Below are 20,642 nucleotides of genomic sequence, written 5' to 3' on the forward strand. Positions count from 1 at the left end.
AATCGCAGCCCGCACCTTTGGCGTCGTCGTTGCCTGCTTGTGAAGATGGATCAGCATGCCCGCACCCCGCTTCGAATGTCCCTCAGGATCGATCTTGCCATGAAAAATGAAGATCGCCGAGGGTCTATGTGATCATCAGGGATGGAACACCTAACCCTTCCGTCTCGCGCCGGACCATCGGCCTCAAAGTGGGTAGGACAAGACTTCAGTTGGCGACTCGTGACATCGCGACAAAACTGCACATCGGCGAATTTTAGAAAGACACCCTCATTCATGAGAGGCTGCGATCTCCGCTGGGATTATTGAATTCCCTCGGCATCATCTCCATACGACCCATCCATGATGAGTTATCGGATTTGCCGTCTCAGGGAGTCAATGAAATTGAAATTTCTTCGGCATTGCTACTGGGTCGAGGTGATCACCACCTCGACCCTTCTGTTTTGCGTGCGCCCCGCCTCGGTCTGGTTCGAGGCGCGGGGCGCGAGGTAGCCCACCCCTTCGGGATCAAGCTGCGTGCGGGGAACGCCGTAGCTTTGCACCAGCCGGTCGACGACCGAGGCGGCGCGCTTTTTCGACAGCGCGATGTTGCTGTCGAGCGACCCCGCGGCATCGGTATGGCCCACCAGCGCCACGTTGCGCGTCGGATCGGCCTTCAACCAGGCCGCCAGCGCGGCAAGCGAGGCGTAGGTGCCGGGCGCCAGATCGGACGAGCCGCTGGTGAATTGCAGATCGTCCAGCGCGACCGATCCACTGGCCGTCAGCCGCGCGATCAGATCGTCCTGCGGGGCCGATGCCTCAGGCGCTGGCGTCGCAGGGGTTGGGGTCGCTGGGGCCAACGTGGCGACCGGTTCCGGTGGCGGCGCGGCGGCGGGCTCCGGAACGCCGCCGACCTGCGTGACCTGCACGAAGCCCGCATCCGAACTGCGGCTGACCAGCAGCGTGACGTATTCCAACCCGTCCTGCCCTTGCCGTTCGGCCGACAGAAAACGGTAATCGCCAAGGTCTACGTGCATTTCGGGTTCCGGCAGCACGGTGGTGCCATAGCGGAAATCGAAGCCGCCGCAGCCGTCGGTGGCGCAATCGAACAGCACCTGAAAGCCATCCGCCGTCAGTTGGTCCCGCAACGGCGCGAGGATTTGCAGCGTCGTCAGCGTGCCGTTACCCAGCCGCCAGGCGATGCGGTGCAGCGGCCCTTGCACCGCCAGCGTGGGGATATGCCCGTCGGTCCAGGGGCCGATCGGCATCGCGTAGCTGCCCAGCGCCTCGTCATGCCGGAACGCCGCCACGGCGGGCGGCGGAAAATCCAGCGTCACCGCCTGTGCGCCCACCGGGCCCAGCGCCAGCAGCAGGGCAAGACTGGCCCGAAATGTCACCGGGCCTGCCCGTGATAGGCGTCGTTCGGCTGCATGTCGGTGGCCGAAGCCAGCCGGTTGGTCATGTTGTAGAACCCGGCCACCGCGCCGATGTCCCAGATGTCGCGGTCGCTGAAGCCCTCGGCGCGCAGGGCGGCGCGGTCGGGTTCATCCATCTTCGCGGGCGTCTCGGTCAGCTTGGCCGCGAAATCCAGCATCGCGCGCTGACGCGGTGACAGCGGCGCGGCGCGGTAGTTCATCACCATCGCTTCGCCCAGCTTCGGATCGCCCGACAAGGACCGCACCGCCGCCCCGTGGGCGACCTGACAATACCAGCAGCGATTGATCGACGAGACCACCACCGCGATCATCTCGCGCTCCAGTTTCGTCAGCCCGCTGTCAGCCAGCATCAGGTCATTATACATCGCGGTGAAGGCGTTCAGCTTGGCAATGTCAAAGGCATAGGCGCGCAAGACATTGGGCACCATGCCCAGCTTGTCCTCGCAGATCGCGAAATACTTTGCCGTCGCCTCGGGCAGCGGATCGGCCATCGGCAGGTTCAGCGCGGTCGGAAGGGGGTCTTTGGTCAACGGCGCCAACCTCTTGCGGCTCATTTCATCCGGTAGTGGTAGTGTCCCACAACCGCCATGCCGAGGGAAGCATAGAGCGCGCGCGCGCCGGCGTTGGCTTCGGTCACAACCAGTGAAAACGTCGTGGCCCCCGCCGCTTGCGCCCAGTTCGCGGCGGCGCGCAGCATGTGGGCGGCGGCTTTCTGCCGACGCAGCGCGGGCAGCACCTCCAGCGCATGGGCCATCGCGGTGTCGCCGTGGATCGCCACGAAACCCGTGCCCGCCGGTTTGTCGCTGACACGGGCGAAGAGCGTCGTTTTCGGCCCCGCCACCCTGTCCATCACAGCCAGCCGCCCCGGTCCGACGCCGCCCGTCGCCCAGATCTCGCGCTGAATCGCCAGCGGCGGCCAGATCGTGAAGGCGGCAAGATGCGGCAACGCGCCCGTGAGCGTCGCCACCGGCGCGGCATAGGCCACCACCGGATCGACGATCCGGTACCCTTTCGCCGCCAGCAGCGCATCCAGCGCAGCCTCGCCGTCGCGGATCATCACCAGCGGCGTCTGGCCCAGCGCCGCCTGCGCCGCCTCCATCGTCACCACATCATCGGCCGTCACCGCCCCCTCCGCCGTCGCGGCCGAGACGCGCTTGCCGCCACCCTGCCCTTCACGGATCAGCCACGGCCCGGCACGGTGCAGCGCGGCAGCGGGCCAGGTCGCGTCCAGCACCGCGAGCAGGGTCATGCCGGGGCCACCGCGGCCGCCAGCCGGATCATTGCCGCATCCAGCCGCGCCGCATCGGTGCCCCGCACCACAAGGTTGGTGCCATAGGCGCCATCCTTCACGAACGGATAAGAGCCGAACGACAGATCGGCGAACTCCGCCGCCAGATCGGCCAGCGGTTTGGCAATCTCGCCCTCGCCCCGCATCACCCGCAGGCTTTGCGACAACAGCGGGTCGCCCCCGGTCAGCGTCGGCAGCACCGAGGCCAGCATCGCCTCGAAGATGTTGGGCACGCCCGCCATCACATGCACATTCCCTAGCGAAAACCCCGGCGCGCGGCTGATCGGGTTGTCGATCAGGCGGGCCCCCTCGGGGATACGGGCCATGCGCAGCCGGGCCTCGTTCAACTCGGTTCCGCTGCGGGCGTAATGCGCGGCAAGGATCGCGCGGGCATCGTCGCGTACGCTGATCGGCACACTGAAGGCTGCCGCGATCGCCTCGGCGGTGATGTCGTCATGCGTCGGCCCGATGCCGCCCGAGGTGAAGACCTCGTCATGGGCCGCCCGCAGCGCGTTCACCGCCGCAATGATCGCGTCGGGATCGTCGGCCACCACGCGCGCCTCTTTCAGCACGATGCCATGGCGGGTCAGTTCCCCCGCCAGATGGTGCATGTTCGAATCGCGGGTGCGACCCGACAGGATTTCATCGCCGATGACCAGCATCGCGGCGGTGGGATTCGGCATGGCGGCTCTCCGTGATGGCTTCTGCCGGGGTATAGGCTCCGGCGCGGGCGCTTTCAAACCCCTGCGCAACAGCCTGCCCCGCGGCTCTGGCCAATCCGGCGCAGGTTGACTATCTAGAAGCCGGAACAAGGACAAGCGAGAGACCCGAGGTGGACGAGACGCGGGGCCGCATCACGCGGGATGGCATACGGATATACGAGGCGGAGGATTTCGCCGGGATGCACGCAGCAGGGCAACTGGCGGCGCGCATCCTGGATGAGGTTGCGCCCCTGGTGCAGGTCGGCGTCACCACCGAGGCGCTGGACGCCTTCATCGAGCAGCGCGTCACCGAACTTGGCGCCGTCTCGGCGACGATCGGCTACAAGGGCTACAAGCACGCCTCCTGCATCTCGGTGAACCACGTTGTCTGCCACGGCATTCCGGGGCCGAAGGTGCTGAAGGATGGTGACATCCTGAACATCGACGTGACGGTGATCCTCGACGGCTGGTTCGGCGACACCAGCCGGATGTATGCCGCGGGTGCGCTGAACCGGAAGGCCGAGCGGTTGATCCAGGTCACCCATGACGCGCTGTTCAAGGGCATCGAGGCGGTGCAGCCCGGCAATACCTTCGGCGACATCGGTTACGCGATCCAGACCTTCGTCGAGGCCAACCGGATGAGCGTGGTGCGCGACTTCTGCGGCCACGGCCTGGGGCGCGTCTTCCACGCCCCGCCGAACGTGCTGCACTACGGCCGCGCGGGCACCGGCGCGGTGCTGGAGGAAGGCATGATCTTCACCATCGAGCCGATGGTGAACCTCGGCCGCCCCGAAACCAAGGTGCTCGCCGACGACTGGACCGCCGTGACGCGCGACAAGTCGCTGTCGGCGCAGTTCGAGCATTCGGTGGGCGTCACCGCCACGGGCTGCGAGATCTTCACGCTGTCCCCGGCGGGGAAGTTCCACCCGACCTGGTGCTAAGGCGCGCCCTACTCCACCGGCCGGATCAGCTTGCGCTCCAGCACCCGCAGCACCTGCGCCAGATCATGGCCCCGGCGCAGCACCTGACCATCCTGCGCGATCACCGCATAGATGCCCTGCTTGGCGCGCAGCTTCGGCCGCTTCTCGATCCGGTAAAGCGGATTTTCCGCCGTGCGCCGGAACACCGAGAACACCGCCACCTCGCGCAGGCAAGAAATGCCGTAGTCGCGCCATTCGCCCGCGGCGACCATGCGGCCATAGACGGTCAGAATCGCGCCAAGCTCGCGCCGGTCGAACGCGACCTGTTCGGGCACGGCGGTGTGCGGGGTCAAGAACGTCGGCGTCTGAACCGTCATGGTGACAGAGTGCCCCCGGCTCGGTCACAAATCAAGCGGGGCGGGCGGGTGCCGCAAAAGCGCCTTGCCCGCCCCGCAATTCCGCCCGTTTCCACCGCCATACAGAGGGCATAGCGAGAAACGCTCACCCGGTGCCACAGTAACAGCCCCCACCCAGTTGCGGCACCGGGGTTCTGAACGGGAAAGCCTCCGCCCTTCGGGTCGGGGGCTTTTTCGGTTTCTCAGGCGAATTCGCCGTGGCAGAACCAGCCGCCCGACACCTCGCCGCCATGCGCGTGATAAAGCCACAACCGCTCGCCCGACCCGGTTTCCACCCGCCAGTAGTCGCGCGGGCCGGATCGCCAGCCGGGATCGTCCAGCCACCATTCCGGCGCGATGCGTTCCGGCCCGGTCGCAGCGGTCACGGTGAAATCGCGCCGCCGCCAGCGGAAGCGGTCCGGCGGCGCCGCACCCTCGGGCGCGGTCACGGCCTCGGGCGGGATCATCAGCAGCGGCCGCGGCACCGGCGGCGCAGGCCAGTGGCGCGCGGGTTCCGACCAGGCCGCCGCCAGCACCTGCGCCGCCTTTTCCGGGATGTGGCTGTCGCCCGGATGATGGCGGATGATCGCCTCCAGCCCGATCCGGGCGCCCAGCCGGGCGATCAGGTCGTCCAGCGCGGTATCCGCGCCGCTCATCGCCGCCGCCGCCGCGTCAAGGTGGCCGCGGTGCTGGCGGGCGTGCACGGGCTCGGTGACGATCGCCTCCAGCCGCAGGGTGTCGATGCCCAGGCCGGGGTCGATCTCCTCCACCTTCATCACCAGAAGCGGGCGCAGCCGGTCGGCCTCGGCCGAGGGGCGGGCCAGGCCGACCTCGACCATCTCGACCCGGTGATCGTTGCGGAACGCCTGCAACCGCACCCGCCGCGCGCCGCGGCCCTTGGCGGCCAGCTTGGCCGCCAGCACCGGCAGCAGCCGGTCGATCCCGGCCAGAATGTCGTCGCGCAGCCCGATCGGGTCGGGGAAGGTCAGCCGCACGGCAAAGGCAAAGGGTGGACGGGCGGGCGAAACCGGCTCGGTCTCCACCCCCAGCGCCTGATCCAGCCGCCGCACCACCTCCAGCCCGAATCGGCGCGACAGCGGCGCGCGCGGCAGGCCGAGGATATCCTCGATCCGCCGCAGGCCCAGCTTGGCCAGCGCCACCACCGTGTCGGGCGGCAGCCGCAGCGCGGAAATCGGTAGCGGTGCCAACGCCGCCCGCGTCTGCCCCGGCGGCGCGATGCGGCCCTGCGGCGCGGGCGGTTCGGCCAGCGCGGGCGGCGCCCCGCCGCGTTCCCAGTGCCGCCGCTTCGCCGCCCGGGCGCGGGTGGCGCGCGCCTCCTGCTCGATCGCATCGCCCGACCGCGGCACCCCCGGCGTGCGCCCGGCATAACGCGCCAGCGCCCAGGCCGCACCCGGCGTATCGGCGAGGCCCATCCGCACCGACAGGCCAAGGTCGGCACAGTCCTGCGCCGCCTCGGCCATCAGCGCCGCCTCGCCGCCAAAGAGATGCGCGCAGCCGGTCAGGTCGATCAGCAGGCCCGCGGGCGGTTCCTCGGCGACCCAGGGCGAGAACTTGCCCGCCCAGCGCCGGAGGCCCGCCAGAAACGCCGCCTCGGCCACCGGGTCGGCGGGCCGCGTCACCAGCGCCGGGCACATCGCCAGCGCATCGCGCAGCGGCTGGCCGGGGGTCAGCCCCGCCGCCTCGGCTGCCGCCGACAGCGAGGCGAGCGTGTGCAGGTTGCCCGCCTCGGCCACCACGGCCAGCGGCCCCGGCAAGGCCGAACGGTCCCGCCGCAGCAGACGCTCGGCGGCAAGGCGGGGAAACCAGAGCGAGAGGACGCGACGATGGGGCACGGCAATGTTCTTCTTTCGTTCCAAATCTAGGCCGCCCCCGGCCCCGAGTCGAGTCCGCAGCCCCGCGATGACATTCGCGTGACCCCTTCCGCCTGCGACGGCGGCGGCCCTTCCCGCTCCCCCGGCCGTGGCTATAGTCCCGTCACCGCAACCGCCTGGAGGCATCCCGTTGAAACCGATCGCAAACACCCTCGCCCTGAGTCTGATGCTGGTCGCGGGGCTCGCGCTCGCCAAGGAGGGGGTGAAGGATCCCGGCGTGAAGCTGCGCATGGACACGATGGACACGATGGCGCAGAACATGAAGCTTCTGACCAACATGGCGGGGGGCAAGATGGATTTCAGCGCGGGCGATGCCGAGGCCGCCAAGGCCGAAGTGCTGGCCGCGTCAAAGAAGATCCCCGACCTCTTCAAGGGCCACGACATGGACCCGGCCAGCGATGCGCTGCCGGTGATCTGGACCCAGTGGGACGATTTCACCAAGACGGCCAACGCCGCGCGCATGGTGGTGGAATTGATCGACACCGACACGCAGGATCAGCTCAAGGCCAGCCTCGGGCAGGTGGCGCAGGCCTGCAAGACCTGCCACACCACCTACCGCAACTGATCAGCCGCAGCTCAGCTTTGCAATTCTGTCGTATTTATCCACCTGAATGATCGTGCGGAGCGAATTGCTGTCCGTCGGCGCCGTGTCGCCGGGGTAAAGGACGCGGATCGGGCCCGTCACGGCCATCGGGTCGATCACCCCGAAGGGCTGCCCGACCAGCGGCTTCAGCGCCGACATCCCGCAGGAGTCGGGTGTCGGGGTCTGCGTCGTGTCGGCAACTGCGGCCTGCGCGGCAACACTCAGCGCAAGGGCGATGGCAAAGCGGATCGGTGTCATCGGTCGTCTCCCTGAAACCGTGCGCAGTTTCCACTGCCGCCACGGCAGCCGCAAGCCCTCAGTATCCTGCGGCCGGAGGGGAACCGCCGCCAACACGATCACGACACCGAGAGCGACCCCGGCAGTTGCATCGCCACCGGCTTTGCCGCAGTCTGCCGATGCAAAGCTGAGGGAGGATCATCATGCGCACCCGTGCCGCCGTCGCCGTTCAAGCCGGAAAACCGCTCGAGATCATGGAGGTGAACCTCGACGGCCCGAAGGCCGGCGAGGTGATGGTCGAGATCAAGGCGACCGGCATCTGCCACACCGACGAATTCACCCTGTCGGGCGCCGATCCCGAAGGCATGTTCCCCGCCATTCTGGGCCACGAGGGCGCGGGCATCGTGGTCGAGGTCGGCCCCGGCGTGAAAAGCGTCAAGCCGGGCGACCATGTCATCCCGCTCTACACCCCCGAATGCCGCGAGTGCCCCTCGTGCCTCAGCCGCAAGACCAACCTCTGCACCGCGATCCGGGGCACGCAGGGCAAGGGCCTGATGCCCGATGGCACCAGCCGGTTCAGCACCCTCGATGGCGACCCGATCCTGCATTACATGGGCTGCTCGACGTTTTCCAACTTCACCGTGCTGCCGGAGATTGCGGTGGCGAAGGTGCGCGAGGACGCGCCGTTCGACAAGATCTGCTACATCGGCTGCGGCGTCACCACCGGCGTCGGCGCGGTGATCAACACCGCCAAGGTCGAGATCGGCGCCAAGGCGGTGGTGTTCGGCCTCGGCGGGATCGGGCTGAACGTGATCCAGGGCCTGCGGCTGGCGGGCGCCGACATGATCATCGGGGTGGACATCAACAACGACCGCAAGGCCTGGGGCGAACGCTTCGGCATGACCCACTTCGTCAACCCCAAGGAGGTTGGCGGCGATCTGGTGCCCTACCTCGTCAATCTGACGAAAACCCCCTTCGACCAGATCGGCGGGGCGGATTATTCCTTCGACTGCACCGGCAACGTCACCGTGATGCGGCAGGCGCTGGAATGCACCCACCGCGGCTGGGGCGTGTCGGTGGTGATCGGCGTGGCGCCCGCGGGGGCCGAGATCCAGACGCGGCCGTTCCAGTTGGTCACCGGGCGGGTCTGGAAGGGCACCGCCTTTGGTGGCGCGCGCGGTCGCACCGACGTGCCGAAGATCGTCGACTGGTACATGGAGGGCAAGATCGAGATCGACCCGATGATCACCCACCTGTTGCGGCTGGAAGACATCAACCGCGGCTTCGACCTGATGCACTCGGGCGAGAGCATCCGCAGCGTGGTGCTGTATTGAGGGCGGCGTCACGAACCTGACCGCCGACCCGGCTCCGGATCGGATGATCCGGACGCGCGGCGCGGCATTGCACCTCATCGTCAGCGCCGCCGCTGGCTTGGCGCAATGCCGTGCTCCCCAGGCGATATGGGCCCCGGCGCGCGGCAAAATCCCGCGCTATTCGATTGATCTGGATCAGCGCGCGCATCCGGCGTCTGACGCACACTTTGCCATCGTCATGTTTCTGACGTGCGCAAAGCGTTTGCAGGAGAATGAATCATGGACAAGGATCGGATCACGGGATCGGCGAAAGTCGTTGCCGGCAAGGTCAAGACCGCCGTCGGCAAGGCCGTCGGTGACGCAAAGCTCGAAACCGAAGGCAAGGCCGAGATCTACGAGGGCAAGGTTCAGAACGCCATCGGCGGGTTGAAGGACACGCTCAAGGGCAAGTAGGCTGCGGGCTTACCGTGGCCATCCTGCTTCGAGGCTACGGGTTCACCCGTTTTGCCCCGCATCCGCGGTCGACGTGCGACCGACACCGACAAAGGGCGACAATTCCATGAATCGCAACGTCTTATACCTGGTTATCGGAGCGCTGGCCGTTGTCGCCGCGGCGCTGGCATACCAGCACTACAAGGAACAGCAGCAGCAACCCGGCCTTCACATTGATGTCGGGGATCAGGGCATTTCCATCAAAACGAAGTAGCGCGCCGGTTCTGGCGCGCTGCGGCGGCAATCCCGTCCAATGAGGAGTAATAATCCATGTCTCTCGGAACCATACTTGCCATCATCCTTGTCATCTTCCTGCTGGGCGGCTTCAGCGGCCAGTTCGGCGGCTACGGCTACGGCTATGGCCACGCCGGCGTCGGCGTGATCGGGGTGATCCTGATCGTTGTCATCATCTTGGCCCTGACCGGCAGACTCTGAGCGAGCGGGGGCGTCGCCCAGCGTAGGGGGGCGCCCCCGATCCGCCCCTTTCGCTGCCCCCTGCCGCCATGCTAGAGGGCAGGGAAAAAGGAGCCTCGCGCCATGCTGCCCACCCCCAAAGGCCGGAACTGATGGCCCGCGCCGGCATCCCCCTTCTGGCCGTGCTGATCGACGCCGACAATTCCAGCCCGCAATGGGCCGAGGCGATCTTCGAGGAGATCGCGTCACTGGGCGAGGCCTCGGTGCGGCGCATCTACGGCGACTTCTCGCGGACCGCGCTGAAGGGCTGGTCGGACAAGCTGGCCAACCTTGGTCTGGTGCCGCACCACTCGCCGATGAACACGGTGGGCAAGAACGCGTCCGACATCGCGCTGGTGATCGACGCGATGGACCTGTTGCACTCGGGTCGATTCGACGGCTTCGTGCTGGTCTCGTCCGACAGCGACTTCACCCGCCTTGCCAGCCGTGTGCGCGAACAGGGGCTGGATGTCTACGGCATCGGCCAGCACAAGACCCCCGAGGCGTTCCGCAAGGCCTGCAAGCGGTTCATCTTCGTCGAGAACCTGATGGCCCCGCCCGACACCGAAGAGCACGAAGCAAAGGACGCGGGCGCCAGGGATGCGCCGCGCGCCGAGCCCGCCCTGAAGAAAGAGCAGCCGCACAAGGCGATTCCGCTGATTATCGGGGCGATGCGGGCGATTGGCGGCGATGACGAGTGGTATTCGCTCGGCCAGATCGGGCAGTACATCACCCAGGCCAACCCCGAGTTCGACGCCCGCACCTATGGCAGCGCCAAGCTCAGCGACCTGATCCGCAAGACCGGGCGGTTCGAGGTGAAACAGGGCAGCGGCAACCACCTTCTGGTGCGCGACAAGGCGTGACTCTGCCGCTGCGTCGCGGCGCATTGAGATTTCGCGGCCGCGGTGCTATATTGGCGGTTGCCCAGCGCCGGGGTTCAGACGGTGCGCACGACGGAGGACGATGTCCTGTCTCAGACAATGCCCGCAGCAGGCACAAATGCCGCACCGAGGGCGCCAGTGATGGCGCGCAGCGAATCCCCCTCCAGTCAGGAGCTCTTGGATCGCATCCTCGCCTCTCTCGACGATGACAAGGCGGAAGACGTGGTGACGATCGACCTGCGCGGTCGCTCGGATGTCGCCGATTACATGGTCGTCTGCTCCGGGCGGTCCACCCGCCAGGTCAGCGCCATCGCCGACAAGCTCGTCGACCGGCTGAAGACCGAAGCCGGTTGCAACTCGAAGATCGAGGGCAAGGAAACCGGCGACTGGGTGCTGATCGACACGGGCGACGTCATCGTCCATGTCTTCCGCCCCGAGGTGCGCGAGTTCTACCAGCTTGAAAAGATGTGGATGCCCAGCCCGCGTGCCACGCTGGCCTGAATGCGGGTGCACATCTGCGCCGTGGGGCGGCTGCGTGTCGGCCCGGAACGTGCGTTGATCGACGATTATCTGACGCGGTTCGACCGGACCGGGCGGCCCTTGGGGCTTGGCCCGGCATCGGTCGTCGAGGTGGAAGACCGCAAGGGCGGCGGCATGGCGGCCGAGGCCGAGTTGCTGGAGCGCGCGGTGCCCGCGGGCGCGTTGCTGGCCGTGCTGGATGAACGCGGGCGTGTGATGACCTCGCCCGAGTTCGCCGCCGAACTGGCGCGCTGGCGCGATGCCGGGCGGCAGGATGCGGCCTTCGTCATCGGCGGCGCCGATGGCATTGCCCCCGAGCTGCGCGCCAGAGCGGGGTTTGCGCTGTCGTTCGGCAAGATGGTCTGGCCGCACATGCTGGCCCGCGCGATGCTGGCCGAACAGCTTTACCGCGCCGCCTCGATCCTGTCGGGCAGCCCCTATCACCGCGCCTGAGGCCAGCGATGAAGGAAAGTGACCTTTACGCGCCGCTGAAGACCTACCTCGAAGCGCAGGGCTATGAGGTGAAGGCCGAGATCGGCGCCTGCGACCTGATGGCCCGGCGCGGCGACGAGCCGCCGGTCATCGTCGAGATGAAGCTGACCTTTTCGCTGGCGCTGGTGATGCAGGGCGTCGCGCGGCAGGGCGTGTTCGACCGTGTCTACCTTGCGGTGCCGATCTCGTCGGATCGGGGCTGGAAGCTGCGCTACCGCGATATCATCGGGCTTTGCCGCCGCCTTGGCCTCGGCCTGCTGGCGGTTCAAACCGGCACAGGCGCGGGAGTCGAGGCGCATCTGGACCCCGGCCCCTACGCCCCGCGCAAGAACGCCCGGCAAGCCACCCGCCTGCTGCGCGAATTCGACCGCCGCGTGGGCGACCCCAACCTGGGCGGCGTCACCGGCGTGAAGCGGATGACCGCCTACCGGCAGGATGCGCTGCGCTGCGCGATGGTGCTGGAAACCACCGGCCCGCTGCGCGCGGCGGCGGTCGCCGGGGCCAGCGGTGTCGCGCGGGCGGCGACCCTGATGCGCGATGACCATTACGGCTGGTTCGAGCGGGTCGCGCGCGGCACCTATGCCCTGACCCCGCTGGGCGCGGCAGCGATGACGGACGAGCACCGGGCCACGCTTGGGGTGATCGCGACACCGTCGGTTGCCCTGCCGCACGACCCGGCGTAGAAACGCCACACGCAGCACAGGAGCGCCCAGATGCCCCATCCCAAGCCCGTCGTCCTTTGCATCCTCGACGGCTGGGGGCTGAACCCGGACACTTCGGCCAATGCGCCCTACCTCGCCGACACGCCCACCTTCGACCGGCTGATGGCGACCTGCCCGAATGCGACGCTGATCACCTGCGGCCCCGATGTCGGTCTGCCGACCGGGCAGATGGGCAATTCGGAAGTTGGCCACATGAACATCGGCGCGGGCCGGGTGGTGGCGATGGACCTTGGCCAGATCGACCTGGCGATCGAGGACGGGTCGTTCGTGAAGAACGCCGCGCTGCTGGCCTTCATCGCCACGCTGAAGCAGACCGGCGGCACCGCGCATCTGATGGGGGTGGTGTCGAACGGCGGGGTTCATGGCCACATCGTTCACCTTCTTGCCGCGATCAATGCCATCGCAGGCGCGGGCGTGCCGGTGGTGGTTCATGCGATCACTGACGGGCGCGACGTGGCGCCGACCTCGGCCGCAGGCTTTGTGGCGGACCTCGTGGCGAAGCTGCCGCAGGGCGCCCGCGTCGGCAGCGTGATCGGGCGCTACTACGCGATGGACCGCGACAACCGGTGGGAGCGGGTGGGCAGCGCCTACAACGCGATGATCCGGGCGCAGGGCGACACCGCGCCGGACGCCTCCGCCGCGGTGAAGGCCGCCTATGAACGGGGTGAGACCGACGAGTTCATCGCCCCCACCGTGATCGCGGGCTACAGCGGCGCGAAGGACGGCGACGGGTTCTTCTGCCTGAACTTCCGCGCCGATCGCGCGCGCGAGATTCTGCTGGCGATCGGCCAGCCGGGCTTTGACCGCTTCGACACCGGGCCCCGGCCGCACTGGGCCGGGCTGCTGGGCATGGTCGATTACTCGACCATCCACGACACCTTCATGACGGCGGCCTACCCCAAGCAGGTGGTGGTGAACACGCTGGCGGAATGGGTGGCGGGCCACGGCCTGCGCCAGTTCCACATCGCCGAGACCGAGAAGTATCCCCACGTCACCTTCTTCCTGAACGGCGGCAAGGAAACGCCCGAGATCGGCGAGACGCGCTACATGGCACCCTCGCCCAAGGTCGCGACCTATGACCTGCAACCGGAAATGTCGTCGGTGGAGGTGACCGACCACCTCGTGGGTGCGATCCACGGCGGCTACGACCTGATCGTGGTGAACTTCGCCAACCCCGACATGGTGGGCCACACCGGCAGCCTGCCCGCCGCGATCCTGGCCTGCGAGGCGGTGGACCGCGCGCTGACCCGCGTCGTCGCGGCGTTAGCGCAGGAAGGTGGCGCGATGATCATCACCGCCGACCACGGCAACTGCGAAACGATGGTGGACCCGGTGACCGGCGGGCCGCACACCTCGCACACCACCAATCCGGTGCCGGTGATCCTGGTCGGCGGGCCGGCGGGGGCGCGGCTGCACAAGGGGCGGCTGGCGGACCTGGCGCCGACGCTGCTTGATCTGATGCAGATCACGCCACCGCCCGAGATGACCGGGAAGAGCCTGATCGACAGATGATTCGCCGCCTGGGCCCGTTCCTTGCGCTGCTGCTGGCGGCCGCGCCGCTGCACGCGGCCGATGACGCCGCCGTGCAGGCGCGGGCGGCGGCGGCGGCTTTGAAGACAGCGATTGCCGGGCTTGATGCCGCGAAGGGCGCGAAAGACCGCGTGGCGGCGCTGACCACCACCATCGAGGCCTACGAGGCCGGGCTGTCGGCGCTGCGCGACGGATTGCGCCGCGTCACCTTCCGCGAGGATGCGCTGAAGGCCCAGCTTGACGCGAAACGCGACCGCGTGTCGCGCCTGCTGGGGGTGCTGTCGTCGATCGGGCGGACGCCGGGGCCGCTGATTCTGTTGAACCCCGACGGGCCGCTGGGCACCGTGCGTTCCGGCATGATCGTGTCCGACGTCACCCCGGCCCTGCAGGCCGAGGCCGAGGCGCTGCGGCGCCAGTTGCAGGACATCGCCGACCTGCGCGCCTCGCAGCAGTCGGCGGCCGACACGCTGCGGATCGGGCTGAAATCGGTCGAGGCCGCGCGGCTTGAACTGAGCCAGGCAATCTCGGACCGGACCGACCTGCCCAAGCATTTCACCGAAAGCCCCGCCGAACTGGCGCAGGTGGCGCAAAGCATCAAGACGCTGGGCGACTTTGCCGATGTGCTGTCGGACCGCCGCATGGCGCAGGCCGACCCCGCGCGCGATTTCGCCGATGCCAGGGGCACGCTGCCCTGGCCGGTGCAGGGCACCATCCTGCACCACGCGGGCGAGGCCGACGCGGCAGGGGTGACCCGGCCCGGTCTGGTGATCGCGACGCGGCCGCGCGCGCTGGTCACCACGCCCTGGGCCGCAACGATCCGCTACCGCGGCCCGCTGCTCGACTACGGAAATGTGATGATCCTTGAACCGGGCGGGGGCTATCTGATCATCCTTGCCGGGCTGGATGTCGTGTATGGAACCGTGGGTGATGTCGTCGCGGCGGGAACGCCGGTCGGGTTGATGGGCGGAAACGATGCCGATCCGACCGAGTTCCTGGCCAGCGTTCAAGAAGGCGGTGGCGTTGGCGCAACGGAAACGCTTTATATGGAATTCAGACAGGGAGCCAAGCCGATCGACCCCGAAGGTTGGTTCGCACAGGCAAGGGAATAGGACGACGCCATGAGGAAATTCGTGATGGCCGCCGTGGGCGGGACGCTGGCGGGGCTGCTGGTGACAACGCAGATCGCCGGGCCCCTGATGGCGGATACGACCAAGCAGGACACCTCGATCTATCAGGAGCTGGACCTGTTCGGCACCGTGTTCGAACGGATCCGGTCGCAATACGTCGAACCCGTCGATGCCTCCAAGCTGATCGAGGCGGCGATCAACGGCATGCTGACCTCGCTCGACCCGCATTCCAGCTACATGAACGCCAAGGACTACGCCGCGATGCAGGTGCAGACCAAGGGCGAGTTCGGCGGCCTCGGCATCGAGGTCACGATGGATCAGGGCTACATCAAGGTGGTCTCGCCGATCGACGGCACCCCCGCGGCGGCGGCGGGCATCCAGCCCGGCGATTACATCATCAAGGTCAACGGCAGTTCCGTGATGGGCCTGACGCTGGACCAGGCGGTGGACATGATGCGCGGCCCGGTCGGGTCCGAGATCAAGATCCAGATCCTGCGCAAGGACGTGAAGGATCCCTTCGACGTCACTCTGGTGCGCGACACCATCAAGCTGACCGCCGCGAAGGGCTATCTGGAGGGCAACACCGTGGTGCTGCGCCTGACCACCTTCAACGACCAGACCTATGACGACATGGCCGCGGGGCTGAAGAAGGCGGTGGCCGATGCCGGTGGGCTCGACAAGGTCAACGGCGTGGTGATCGACCTGCGCAACAACCCCGGCGGGTTGCTGACCCAGGCGATCAAGGTGTCGGACGCCTTCCTCGACCAGGGCGAGATCGTCTCGACCCGTGGCCGCAACCCCGGCGACGGCGAACGCTTCAACGCGACGCCGGGCGACCTGATCAACGGCAAGCCGATGGTGGTGCTGATCAACGGCGGATCCGCCTCGGCCTCGGAAATCGTCACCGGCGCCTTGCAGGACCATCACCGCGCCATCGTCATCGGCACCAAGAGCTTTGGCAAGGGCTCGGTGCAGACGATCATCCCGATCAAGGGTGACGGCGCGATGCGGCTGACCACGGCGCGCTACTACACGCCCTCGGGCCGCTCGATCCAGGCGCTCGGCATCTCGCCCGATATCGTCGTGCCGCAGGAAACCGCCAAGCCGCTGGACGCGGCGCAGCAAAGCAACCAGACGACCTCGGAGGCCGATCTGAAGGGCATTCTGTCGAATGACTCGATGACGGACGACGAAAAGAAGCAGTACGAGGCCGAACAGAAAGCCGCCGCCGAGGCCGCCAAACTGCGCGACAGCGATTTCCAACTGGCCTATGCCGTCGACCTGCTGCGCGGCCTTGCGGTGGTGAACACGTCCGCCACCGCCCCGGCGCCGACCGAACCGGCCCCTGCGCCGGCCCCCGCGGCCGGCAACTGAGGAGACAAGGGCCGGGTTCGCCCGGCCCCGTTGATGCGATGACCCCGGAAACCGCCGCCACGCTGCCCTATCGCCCCTGCGCGGGCGTCATGCTGATCAACCCTGCCGGGCTGATCTTCGCCGGTCGGCGGATCGACAGCGACACGCCCGCCTGGCAGATGCCACAAGGCGGCATCGACAAGGGCGAAGACCCCGCCGCCGCCGCGATGCGTGAGTTGTGGGAGGAAACCGGGGTGACCGCCGATCTGGTCGAACGGCTGGCCGAGGCACCCGACTGGATTACCTACGACCTGCCGTCCGCGCTTCTGGGCAAGGTCTGGAAGGGCAAGTACCGCGGCCAGCGCCAACGGTGGTTCCTGTTCCGCTTCCTCGGGCAAGACACCCAGATCGACATCGCGACCGACCACCCCGAGTTCTCGGAATGGCGCTGGATCGGCGCCGACGAGATGCTGGAGACGATCGTGCCGTTCAAGCGCGCGGTCTACGCGGAAGTGATCGGCACCTTCCGCGCCTGGCTGGGTTAGAGCGAATTGCGTTCATCTTGAATCAGAATTCGCCCCAAGACTTGGGCGAATTCTGATGTCGCCGTGTCAGATAAAACGCAATTCGCTTCAGGCCGGAACCGTCTGCTGCTCGCCCAGCCGCGGGCCGGTGCTGAACTGCCGCAGTTCCGGCCCGTCACGCAGCACGAACAGCGCATCGAGCCCGTTGCGCTGCGCCAGATCGGGCGCCGCATCCTCGCCCGCCACCAAAAGCGCGGTGGCCCAGGCGTCCGCCTCGATGCAGGCGGGGTTCAGCACCGTCACCGAGGCCAGCCGATTGCGCACCGGGCCACCCAGACGCGGGTCCATCGTGTGTGACAGCCGCGTCTTGCCCACGGTCACCCAGTGCCGGTAGTCGCCCGAGGTCGCCACCGCCATGTCACACAGGTCGATCACCCCCATCGGCGCCCGGCGGTCACGGTCGGGCCGCTCCACCGCCACCGCCCAGGGCGTGCCGTCGGGCCGGGTGCCCCGCGCCGCCAGTTCGCCATCCAGCGCGGCCAGCGCGTCGGTCACGCCGAACGCCGCCAGCACCCGCATCATCTGATCCACCGCAAAGCCCTTGGCGATGCCCGACAGGTCGAACGACAGCGGCGCAAGGCGGCGCACCCGGTGGCCTGCGGCATCCAGTTCCAGCACCTCATGGGCGGGCGGGCGCCGGCGGCCAAGCTGCGCGCCGATCAGCCCGGTATCGGGGGAACCGCCACGCGCGCCAAAGCCCCAGGCGCTGACCAGATCGCCCAGGCCAATGTCGAACAGCCCGCCCGAGCGTTCGCCGATCCGCAGCGCCATCCGCAGCACTGCCATCAACTCAGGCGGCACCGTCTGCCAGATGCGCACCGCCGCGCGGTTCAGCCGCATCAGGTCGGACTCGGGCTTCCAGGTCGACATCTGCGCATCGACCCGGTCCACCGCGTCCTGCAAAGCGGCGGCCAGCGGCGCCGCCTCTGCGGGCGCGGCCAGTGTCACCGACCAGCGCGTGCCCATCGTGGGCCCGCTCAGCACATGGCGCGCGTCAGTAGACATCTTCGACATAGCGCCCCTCGGCCTTCAGCGCGACGGTGGTCAGGCCCAGCGGTGCCAGCACGATCTCCAACTGCTCCATCACCCCCTCGGCCATGTCGCGCCCGCCGCAGACCATGATCTGCGCGCCGCGCGCAATCATCTTGCGCAACTGCTGCGCGTCCTGGGCGATGCGGTCCTGCACATAGGCGCGGTCGCGGATGCGCGAAAACGCGGTGGTCAGCGAGGTCAGGCGGCGTTCGCCCAGCCATTGCTCGATCTCGTCGGCGTAGAGGAAATCCGACTGCGGATCGCGCCCGCCGAAATAGAGGTGCATCGGCCGCCGCCGCGCATTGCGCCGGATGAAGCCCGCCATCGGCCCGATCCCGGTGCCCGCGCCGATCAGGATCACCGGCTGGCGACCACGGGCGGGGCGGAAATCCGGGTTGGGCTTGACGAAGCATTCCACCATCTCGCCGGGTTCGAGGCCGTGCAGGAAGCCCGAGCATTCGCCGCCCGGATGCTTGCGCACACAGATCTCCAGAAACCCGTCGCGGCTGGAGGACGCGAGCGAGTAGAACCGCGGCAGGTCGCTGCCCGGCGGCAGGATGCCCACCAGATCGCCCGCATCAAAACGCGGCAGGCCCGTTTGCCCGGTCAGCCGCTGCCACAGCGTCCGTGGCACCTCGGGCGCGGCAAAGCGCAGCACGGCGGTTGGTGCCTGCACCTCAAGGCCATAATCGACCCGCTCGACCAGTTGCAGCATCCGGCTGCGCGGGCGTTCGGGCTGGTGGTTCAGCGCCAGTTCATGGCCCATCGCCGCGCCCACGGTCCGTCCCCAGCGCGCGAATTCCTGCGCCGATTGCCGGTCGATCGTGTCGTAGGGCAGCATCGCATGCCAGCGCCGCGCATCCAGCGCCTCGGCCACGTCGAGGCCGAACTGGCTGAACTTGGGGAACTGCCGATCGCCGAAGCCGAGCAGCGCCACCGGAAACTTCGGTGCCTGTTTCAACTGCGCCAGCCGCGCCATGAACTGCGTGGCCGAGGCCGGAGCCGCGCCGTCGCCATGCGTCGAGGCCAGAATGAACATCCGCTGCGCATGGGCGTAGTGCTTGCCCAGGCTGTTCATCGCCCCGGTGTGGACGCGGTGGCCCGCCGCGGTCAGCGTATCGTGCAGGGTGCGGGCAAACCCCCAGGTGGCGTTGCCATCGCTGCCGACAAGGATGATCGTATCCGCCGAATGGGCCGTGTGATTGTGCTTGAAGCGCGGCAGCGCCCGGCGGCGGCGCCACCAGATCAGCGCGCCCGAACCCGCCATGACCGGCGCGCACAGCGCCGTCAGGCCCAGCAGCATCCCCAGCGACCACAGGCCCTGCCCGGTGTGCAGCATGTAGACCCATTCGTAGATCCGGCGCATCGGGCCGTGCGGCAGCCAGGTCAGCATCTGCCCGGTGGCCTGATCGACGTAGCCCTGCCCGGAGGAGGTAACGACGGTAAAGACATCGCCCGCGTCGGTCGGGAAGGTCAGGTTGCGCAGATCGGACAGCGCGATCGCCTGCAACGCGGCCAGTTTGGCCAGCGGTTTCGGCGTGCCGCCGTCAACCGCGGCCGGGAACGCCGCCGTGGCCTCCAGCCCGTTCGGCACGATCTGGAAATTCGCCAGCGACATCCACAGGCCGGTGCTGGCCGACAGCAGCAGCCCCAGAATGGCAAACCGCCCGATCTCGACATGCAGCCGCTGCGGCAGGGTGCCGCGTGCGCGCGAAAAGACCCGTGCCCAGCCGCCCATCCGGCGCGCCAGCAAAACGGCGCCCGACAGGCACAGCAGCATCATCGCGAAGGCGGCAAAGCCGGTCGCCATCCGCCCGGTGTCATGCAGCAGCAGCGAGCGGTGCAGATCGGTCATCCAGCGGATGAAGCCCGACGGCGCATAGGGGGCGACCACCGTGCCGGTCGCCGGGTCGATCACATCGCTGCCCGAGGCGGTATCGGTGGAATAATCCGCGATGATCGTGCCCGAGGGCTGGCGGCTGATCCGGCTGACGCCGGGCACGGCCCGCGCGACGTTGGCCGCAAGGTCCGCCACCGTCATCTGCAGGGCGGGCTCTTCGGGCGCGGAAAAGGTCTGAAGCGCGGGCACCACCGAGAGGATCACCCCCGACAGCGCCAGCACCACGATGAGAACGGCGGCCAGCAGGCCGGGCAGCTTGTGAAGCGAGCGAAGCATCGGCGGACCTCCGGTCACATCTTGTAGGCGAAGTTGGCGATGTAGCCGCGCCCGTGCACGGCCTTGCCCGAATCGGCGGCGGTCAGTGGCGCGCGAACTTCGGCCGGGCTTTCCATCATCCCTTCCGAGGCCGCGTCGATCTGGATCGTGTAGCCCGCGTCGATCAGCGCATCCGCGATGTCGGTGTGAACCGTCAGCGTCCGCCCCTCGCCCACGCTTGCCCCTGTGATGCCGTCCAGCCCGTTCATGTCGCCCCGGCTGGCGCGCATCCAGCCGCCAAGGTGGCGGTAATAGCCGGACCGCCCGCCCGCCATCCAGAGCGTGCGGACATACTTGCCCTGCGGGTCCATCAGATAAAGCACGACGTAGGCGCTATATCCGCCGAAATTCTTCAGCGTGGTGGTCAGCGTGACCGCGCGGGCCTGGGCGAATCGCGGCGCGGCGAGGGCGGCGACAAGCAGCAGGGCGGGGATGAGCTTCTTCATGGGCAGACTCCGGTCGATCAGATGTTGCCCCTTGCTCGCACGTCGGCGCTGACGC

24 protein-coding genes are annotated in these 20,642 nt (G+C 68.0%); 14 read left to right on the top strand and 10 right to left on the bottom strand.

What is annotated here, in order from left to right:
• Window positions 1-401: 401 nt before the first annotated feature.
• The 4 genes from AC11WY_RS03700 to AC11WY_RS03715 are packed head-to-tail and all read right to left on the bottom strand — an operon-like array spanning window position 402 to window position 3,383.
• Window positions 402-1,373, bottom strand: a complete 972-nt coding sequence (locus tag AC11WY_RS03700; RefSeq protein WP_482922661.1) for an OmpA family protein — start codon at window positions 1,371-1,373, stop codon at window positions 402-404.
• Window positions 1,370-1,942, bottom strand: a complete 573-nt coding sequence (locus tag AC11WY_RS03705; protein WP_482922663.1) for a peroxidase-related enzyme — start codon at window positions 1,940-1,942, stop codon at window positions 1,370-1,372. The genes AC11WY_RS03700 and AC11WY_RS03705 overlap by 4 nt, the downstream gene beginning before the upstream one ends.
• Before the next feature lie 20 nt (window positions 1,943-1,962).
• On the bottom strand, window positions 1,963-2,661 hold the full coding sequence (locus AC11WY_RS03710) for a GNAT family N-acetyltransferase (RefSeq protein WP_482922665.1): 699 nt from the start codon (window positions 2,659-2,661) through the stop codon (window positions 1,963-1,965).
• A complete protein-coding gene (locus AC11WY_RS03715; RefSeq protein WP_482922667.1) occupies window positions 2,658-3,383 on the bottom strand; it encodes a competence/damage-inducible protein A in 726 nt (241 codons plus the stop codon). Before AC11WY_RS03715 ends, AC11WY_RS03710 begins: the two co-directional genes overlap by 4 nt.
• Window positions 3,384-3,532: 149 nt before the next feature.
• Here AC11WY_RS03715 and map point away from each other — a divergent pair, with 149 nt between their 5' ends.
• Entirely contained in the window at window positions 3,533-4,342 is an 810-nt protein-coding gene (gene map, locus AC11WY_RS03720) for a type I methionyl aminopeptidase (protein ID WP_482922669.1), read from the top strand.
• An 8-nt stretch (window positions 4,343-4,350) separates the two neighbouring features.
• On the opposite strand, the gene AC11WY_RS03725 is transcribed toward map, so the two are convergent.
• Both AC11WY_RS03725 and AC11WY_RS03730 read right to left on the bottom strand, forming a co-directional pair.
• Complete coding sequence (locus AC11WY_RS03725; protein WP_482922671.1) at window positions 4,351-4,698, bottom strand: DUF2794 domain-containing protein; 348 nt, start codon at window positions 4,696-4,698, stop codon at window positions 4,351-4,353.
• 221 nt (window positions 4,699-4,919) lie between these two features.
• Window positions 4,920-6,569, bottom strand: coding sequence for a Y-family DNA polymerase (locus AC11WY_RS03730; protein ID WP_482922673.1), 1,650 nt, complete (start codon window positions 6,567-6,569; stop codon window positions 4,920-4,922).
• Window positions 6,570-6,738: 169 nt separating this feature from the next.
• On the opposite strand from AC11WY_RS03730, the gene AC11WY_RS03735 reads away from it, so the two are divergent.
• Window positions 6,739-7,173 carry a c-type cytochrome gene (locus AC11WY_RS03735; RefSeq protein WP_482922675.1) on the top strand — a complete coding sequence of 145 codons (435 nt, stop codon included), beginning with the start codon at window positions 6,739-6,741 and terminating at the stop codon, window positions 7,171-7,173.
• On the opposite strand, the gene AC11WY_RS03740 is transcribed toward AC11WY_RS03735, so the two are convergent.
• The gene (locus AC11WY_RS03740; RefSeq protein WP_482922677.1) at window positions 7,174-7,449 is read right to left on the bottom strand and encodes an I78 family peptidase inhibitor; all 276 of its coding nucleotides are present in this window, start codon (window positions 7,447-7,449) and stop codon (window positions 7,174-7,176) included.
• Window positions 7,450-7,631: 182 nt separating this feature from the next.
• Between AC11WY_RS03740 and AC11WY_RS03745 the strand changes: the two genes are divergently transcribed.
• The 12 genes from AC11WY_RS03745 to AC11WY_RS03800 all read left to right on the top strand — a co-directional run bounded on the left by AC11WY_RS03745 (window position 7,632) and on the right by AC11WY_RS03800 (window position 16,855).
• Window positions 7,632-8,762: an S-(hydroxymethyl)glutathione dehydrogenase/class III alcohol dehydrogenase gene (locus AC11WY_RS03745; protein WP_482922679.1), complete on the top strand. Its 1,131-nt coding sequence runs from the start codon at window positions 7,632-7,634 to the stop codon at window positions 8,760-8,762.
• A gap of 258 nt (window positions 8,763-9,020) precedes the next feature.
• Window positions 9,021-9,194 carry a CsbD family protein gene (locus tag AC11WY_RS03750; protein ID WP_482922681.1) on the top strand — a complete coding sequence of 58 codons (174 nt, stop codon included), beginning with the start codon at window positions 9,021-9,023 and terminating at the stop codon, window positions 9,192-9,194.
• A 106-nt stretch (window positions 9,195-9,300) separates the two neighbouring features.
• The gene (locus tag AC11WY_RS03755) at window positions 9,301-9,447 is read left to right on the top strand and encodes a hypothetical protein (protein ID WP_482922683.1); all 147 of its coding nucleotides are present in this window, start codon (window positions 9,301-9,303) and stop codon (window positions 9,445-9,447) included.
• Between the two features lie 56 nt (window positions 9,448-9,503).
• A complete protein-coding gene (locus tag AC11WY_RS03760; RefSeq protein WP_482922685.1) occupies window positions 9,504-9,668 on the top strand; it encodes a DUF3309 family protein in 165 nt (54 codons plus the stop codon).
• Window positions 9,669-9,799: 131 nt separating this feature from the next.
• A complete protein-coding gene (locus AC11WY_RS03765; protein WP_482922687.1) occupies window positions 9,800-10,549 on the top strand; it encodes an NYN domain-containing protein in 750 nt (249 codons plus the stop codon).
• A gap of 159 nt (window positions 10,550-10,708) precedes the next feature.
• Window positions 10,709-11,068 carry a ribosome silencing factor gene (gene rsfS, locus AC11WY_RS03770; RefSeq protein ID WP_482922689.1) on the top strand — a complete coding sequence of 120 codons (360 nt, stop codon included), beginning with the start codon at window positions 10,709-10,711 and terminating at the stop codon, window positions 11,066-11,068.
• Window positions 11,069-11,539 carry a 23S rRNA (pseudouridine(1915)-N(3))-methyltransferase RlmH gene (gene rlmH / locus AC11WY_RS03775; RefSeq protein ID WP_482922691.1) on the top strand — a complete coding sequence of 157 codons (471 nt, stop codon included), beginning with the start codon at window positions 11,069-11,071 and terminating at the stop codon, window positions 11,537-11,539. It begins immediately after the preceding gene.
• 8 nt (window positions 11,540-11,547) lie between these two features.
• A complete protein-coding gene (locus AC11WY_RS03780) occupies window positions 11,548-12,261 on the top strand; it encodes a DUF2161 family putative PD-(D/E)XK-type phosphodiesterase (protein WP_482922693.1) in 714 nt (237 codons plus the stop codon).
• Between the two features lie 30 nt (window positions 12,262-12,291).
• Entirely contained in the window at window positions 12,292-13,812 is a 1,521-nt protein-coding gene (gpmI, locus tag AC11WY_RS03785) for a 2,3-bisphosphoglycerate-independent phosphoglycerate mutase (RefSeq protein ID WP_482922695.1), read from the top strand.
• On the top strand, window positions 13,809-14,939 hold the full coding sequence (locus AC11WY_RS03790; protein WP_482922697.1) for a murein hydrolase activator EnvC family protein: 1,131 nt from the start codon (window positions 13,809-13,811) through the stop codon (window positions 14,937-14,939). Before gpmI ends, AC11WY_RS03790 begins: the two co-directional genes overlap by 4 nt.
• A gap of 9 nt (window positions 14,940-14,948) precedes the next feature.
• Entirely contained in the window at window positions 14,949-16,331 is a 1,383-nt protein-coding gene (locus AC11WY_RS03795) for a S41 family peptidase (protein ID WP_482922699.1), read from the top strand.
• A gap of 38 nt (window positions 16,332-16,369) precedes the next feature.
• The gene (locus AC11WY_RS03800) at window positions 16,370-16,855 is read left to right on the top strand and encodes an RNA pyrophosphohydrolase (protein ID WP_482922701.1); all 486 of its coding nucleotides are present in this window, start codon (window positions 16,370-16,372) and stop codon (window positions 16,853-16,855) included.
• Window positions 16,856-16,942: 87 nt separating this feature from the next.
• Here the strand turns inward: AC11WY_RS03800 and AC11WY_RS03805 are convergent, their stop codons facing one another.
• From AC11WY_RS03805 to AC11WY_RS03815, 3 genes are read right to left on the bottom strand one after another with little or no spacing between them, the layout of a single operon-like run.
• A complete protein-coding gene (locus AC11WY_RS03805) occupies window positions 16,943-17,908 on the bottom strand; it encodes an FAD:protein FMN transferase (RefSeq protein WP_482922703.1) in 966 nt (321 codons plus the stop codon).
• Complete coding sequence (locus AC11WY_RS03810) at window positions 17,889-20,102, bottom strand: PepSY domain-containing protein (RefSeq protein WP_482922705.1); 2,214 nt, start codon at window positions 20,100-20,102, stop codon at window positions 17,889-17,891. Before AC11WY_RS03810 ends, AC11WY_RS03805 begins: the two co-directional genes overlap by 20 nt.
• Before the next feature lie 14 nt (window positions 20,103-20,116).
• Window positions 20,117-20,587, bottom strand: coding sequence for a DUF2271 domain-containing protein (locus AC11WY_RS03815; protein ID WP_482922707.1), 471 nt, complete (start codon window positions 20,585-20,587; stop codon window positions 20,117-20,119).
• Window positions 20,588-20,642 lie beyond the last annotated feature (55 nt).

The organism is Solirhodobacter sp. (assembly GCF_964715405.1).

Excerpts from the sequence above, each read along its gene's own strand:
- AC11WY_RS03710 (WP_482922665.1), bottom strand. The coding sequence starts at position 2,661 with ATGACCCTGCTCGCGGTGCTGGACGCGACCTGGCCCGCTGCCGCGCTG.
- AC11WY_RS03715 (WP_482922667.1), bottom strand. The coding sequence starts at position 3,383 with ATGCCGAATCCCACCGCCGCGATGCTGGTCATCGGCGATGAAATCCTG.
- AC11WY_RS03725 (WP_482922671.1), bottom strand. The coding sequence starts at position 4,698 with ATGACGGTTCAGACGCCGACGTTCTTGACCCCGCACACCGCCGTGCCC.
- AC11WY_RS03740 (WP_482922677.1), bottom strand. The coding sequence starts at position 7,449 with ATGACACCGATCCGCTTTGCCATCGCCCTTGCGCTGAGTGTTGCCGCG.
- AC11WY_RS03745 (WP_482922679.1), top strand. The coding sequence starts at position 7,632 with ATGCGCACCCGTGCCGCCGTCGCCGTTCAAGCCGGAAAACCGCTCGAG.
- AC11WY_RS03750 (WP_482922681.1), top strand. The coding sequence starts at position 9,021 with ATGGACAAGGATCGGATCACGGGATCGGCGAAAGTCGTTGCCGGCAAG.
- AC11WY_RS03755 (WP_482922683.1), top strand. The coding sequence starts at position 9,301 with ATGAATCGCAACGTCTTATACCTGGTTATCGGAGCGCTGGCCGTTGTC.
- AC11WY_RS03760 (WP_482922685.1), top strand. The coding sequence starts at position 9,504 with ATGTCTCTCGGAACCATACTTGCCATCATCCTTGTCATCTTCCTGCTG.
- AC11WY_RS03765 (WP_482922687.1), top strand. The coding sequence starts at position 9,800 with ATGGCCCGCGCCGGCATCCCCCTTCTGGCCGTGCTGATCGACGCCGAC.
- rsfS (WP_482922689.1), top strand. The coding sequence starts at position 10,709 with ATGGCGCGCAGCGAATCCCCCTCCAGTCAGGAGCTCTTGGATCGCATC.
- rlmH (WP_482922691.1), top strand. The coding sequence starts at position 11,069 with ATGCGGGTGCACATCTGCGCCGTGGGGCGGCTGCGTGTCGGCCCGGAA.
- AC11WY_RS03780 (WP_482922693.1), top strand. The coding sequence starts at position 11,548 with ATGAAGGAAAGTGACCTTTACGCGCCGCTGAAGACCTACCTCGAAGCG.
- gpmI (WP_482922695.1), top strand. The coding sequence starts at position 12,292 with ATGCCCCATCCCAAGCCCGTCGTCCTTTGCATCCTCGACGGCTGGGGG.
- AC11WY_RS03790 (WP_482922697.1), top strand. The coding sequence starts at position 13,809 with ATGATTCGCCGCCTGGGCCCGTTCCTTGCGCTGCTGCTGGCGGCCGCG.
- AC11WY_RS03795 (WP_482922699.1), top strand. The coding sequence starts at position 14,949 with ATGAGGAAATTCGTGATGGCCGCCGTGGGCGGGACGCTGGCGGGGCTG.
- AC11WY_RS03800 (WP_482922701.1), top strand. The coding sequence starts at position 16,370 with ATGACCCCGGAAACCGCCGCCACGCTGCCCTATCGCCCCTGCGCGGGC.
- AC11WY_RS03805 (WP_482922703.1), bottom strand. The coding sequence starts at position 17,908 with ATGTCGAAGATGTCTACTGACGCGCGCCATGTGCTGAGCGGGCCCACG.
- AC11WY_RS03810 (WP_482922705.1), bottom strand. The coding sequence starts at position 20,102 with ATGCTTCGCTCGCTTCACAAGCTGCCCGGCCTGCTGGCCGCCGTTCTC.
- AC11WY_RS03815 (WP_482922707.1), bottom strand. The coding sequence starts at position 20,587 with ATGAAGAAGCTCATCCCCGCCCTGCTGCTTGTCGCCGCCCTCGCCGCG.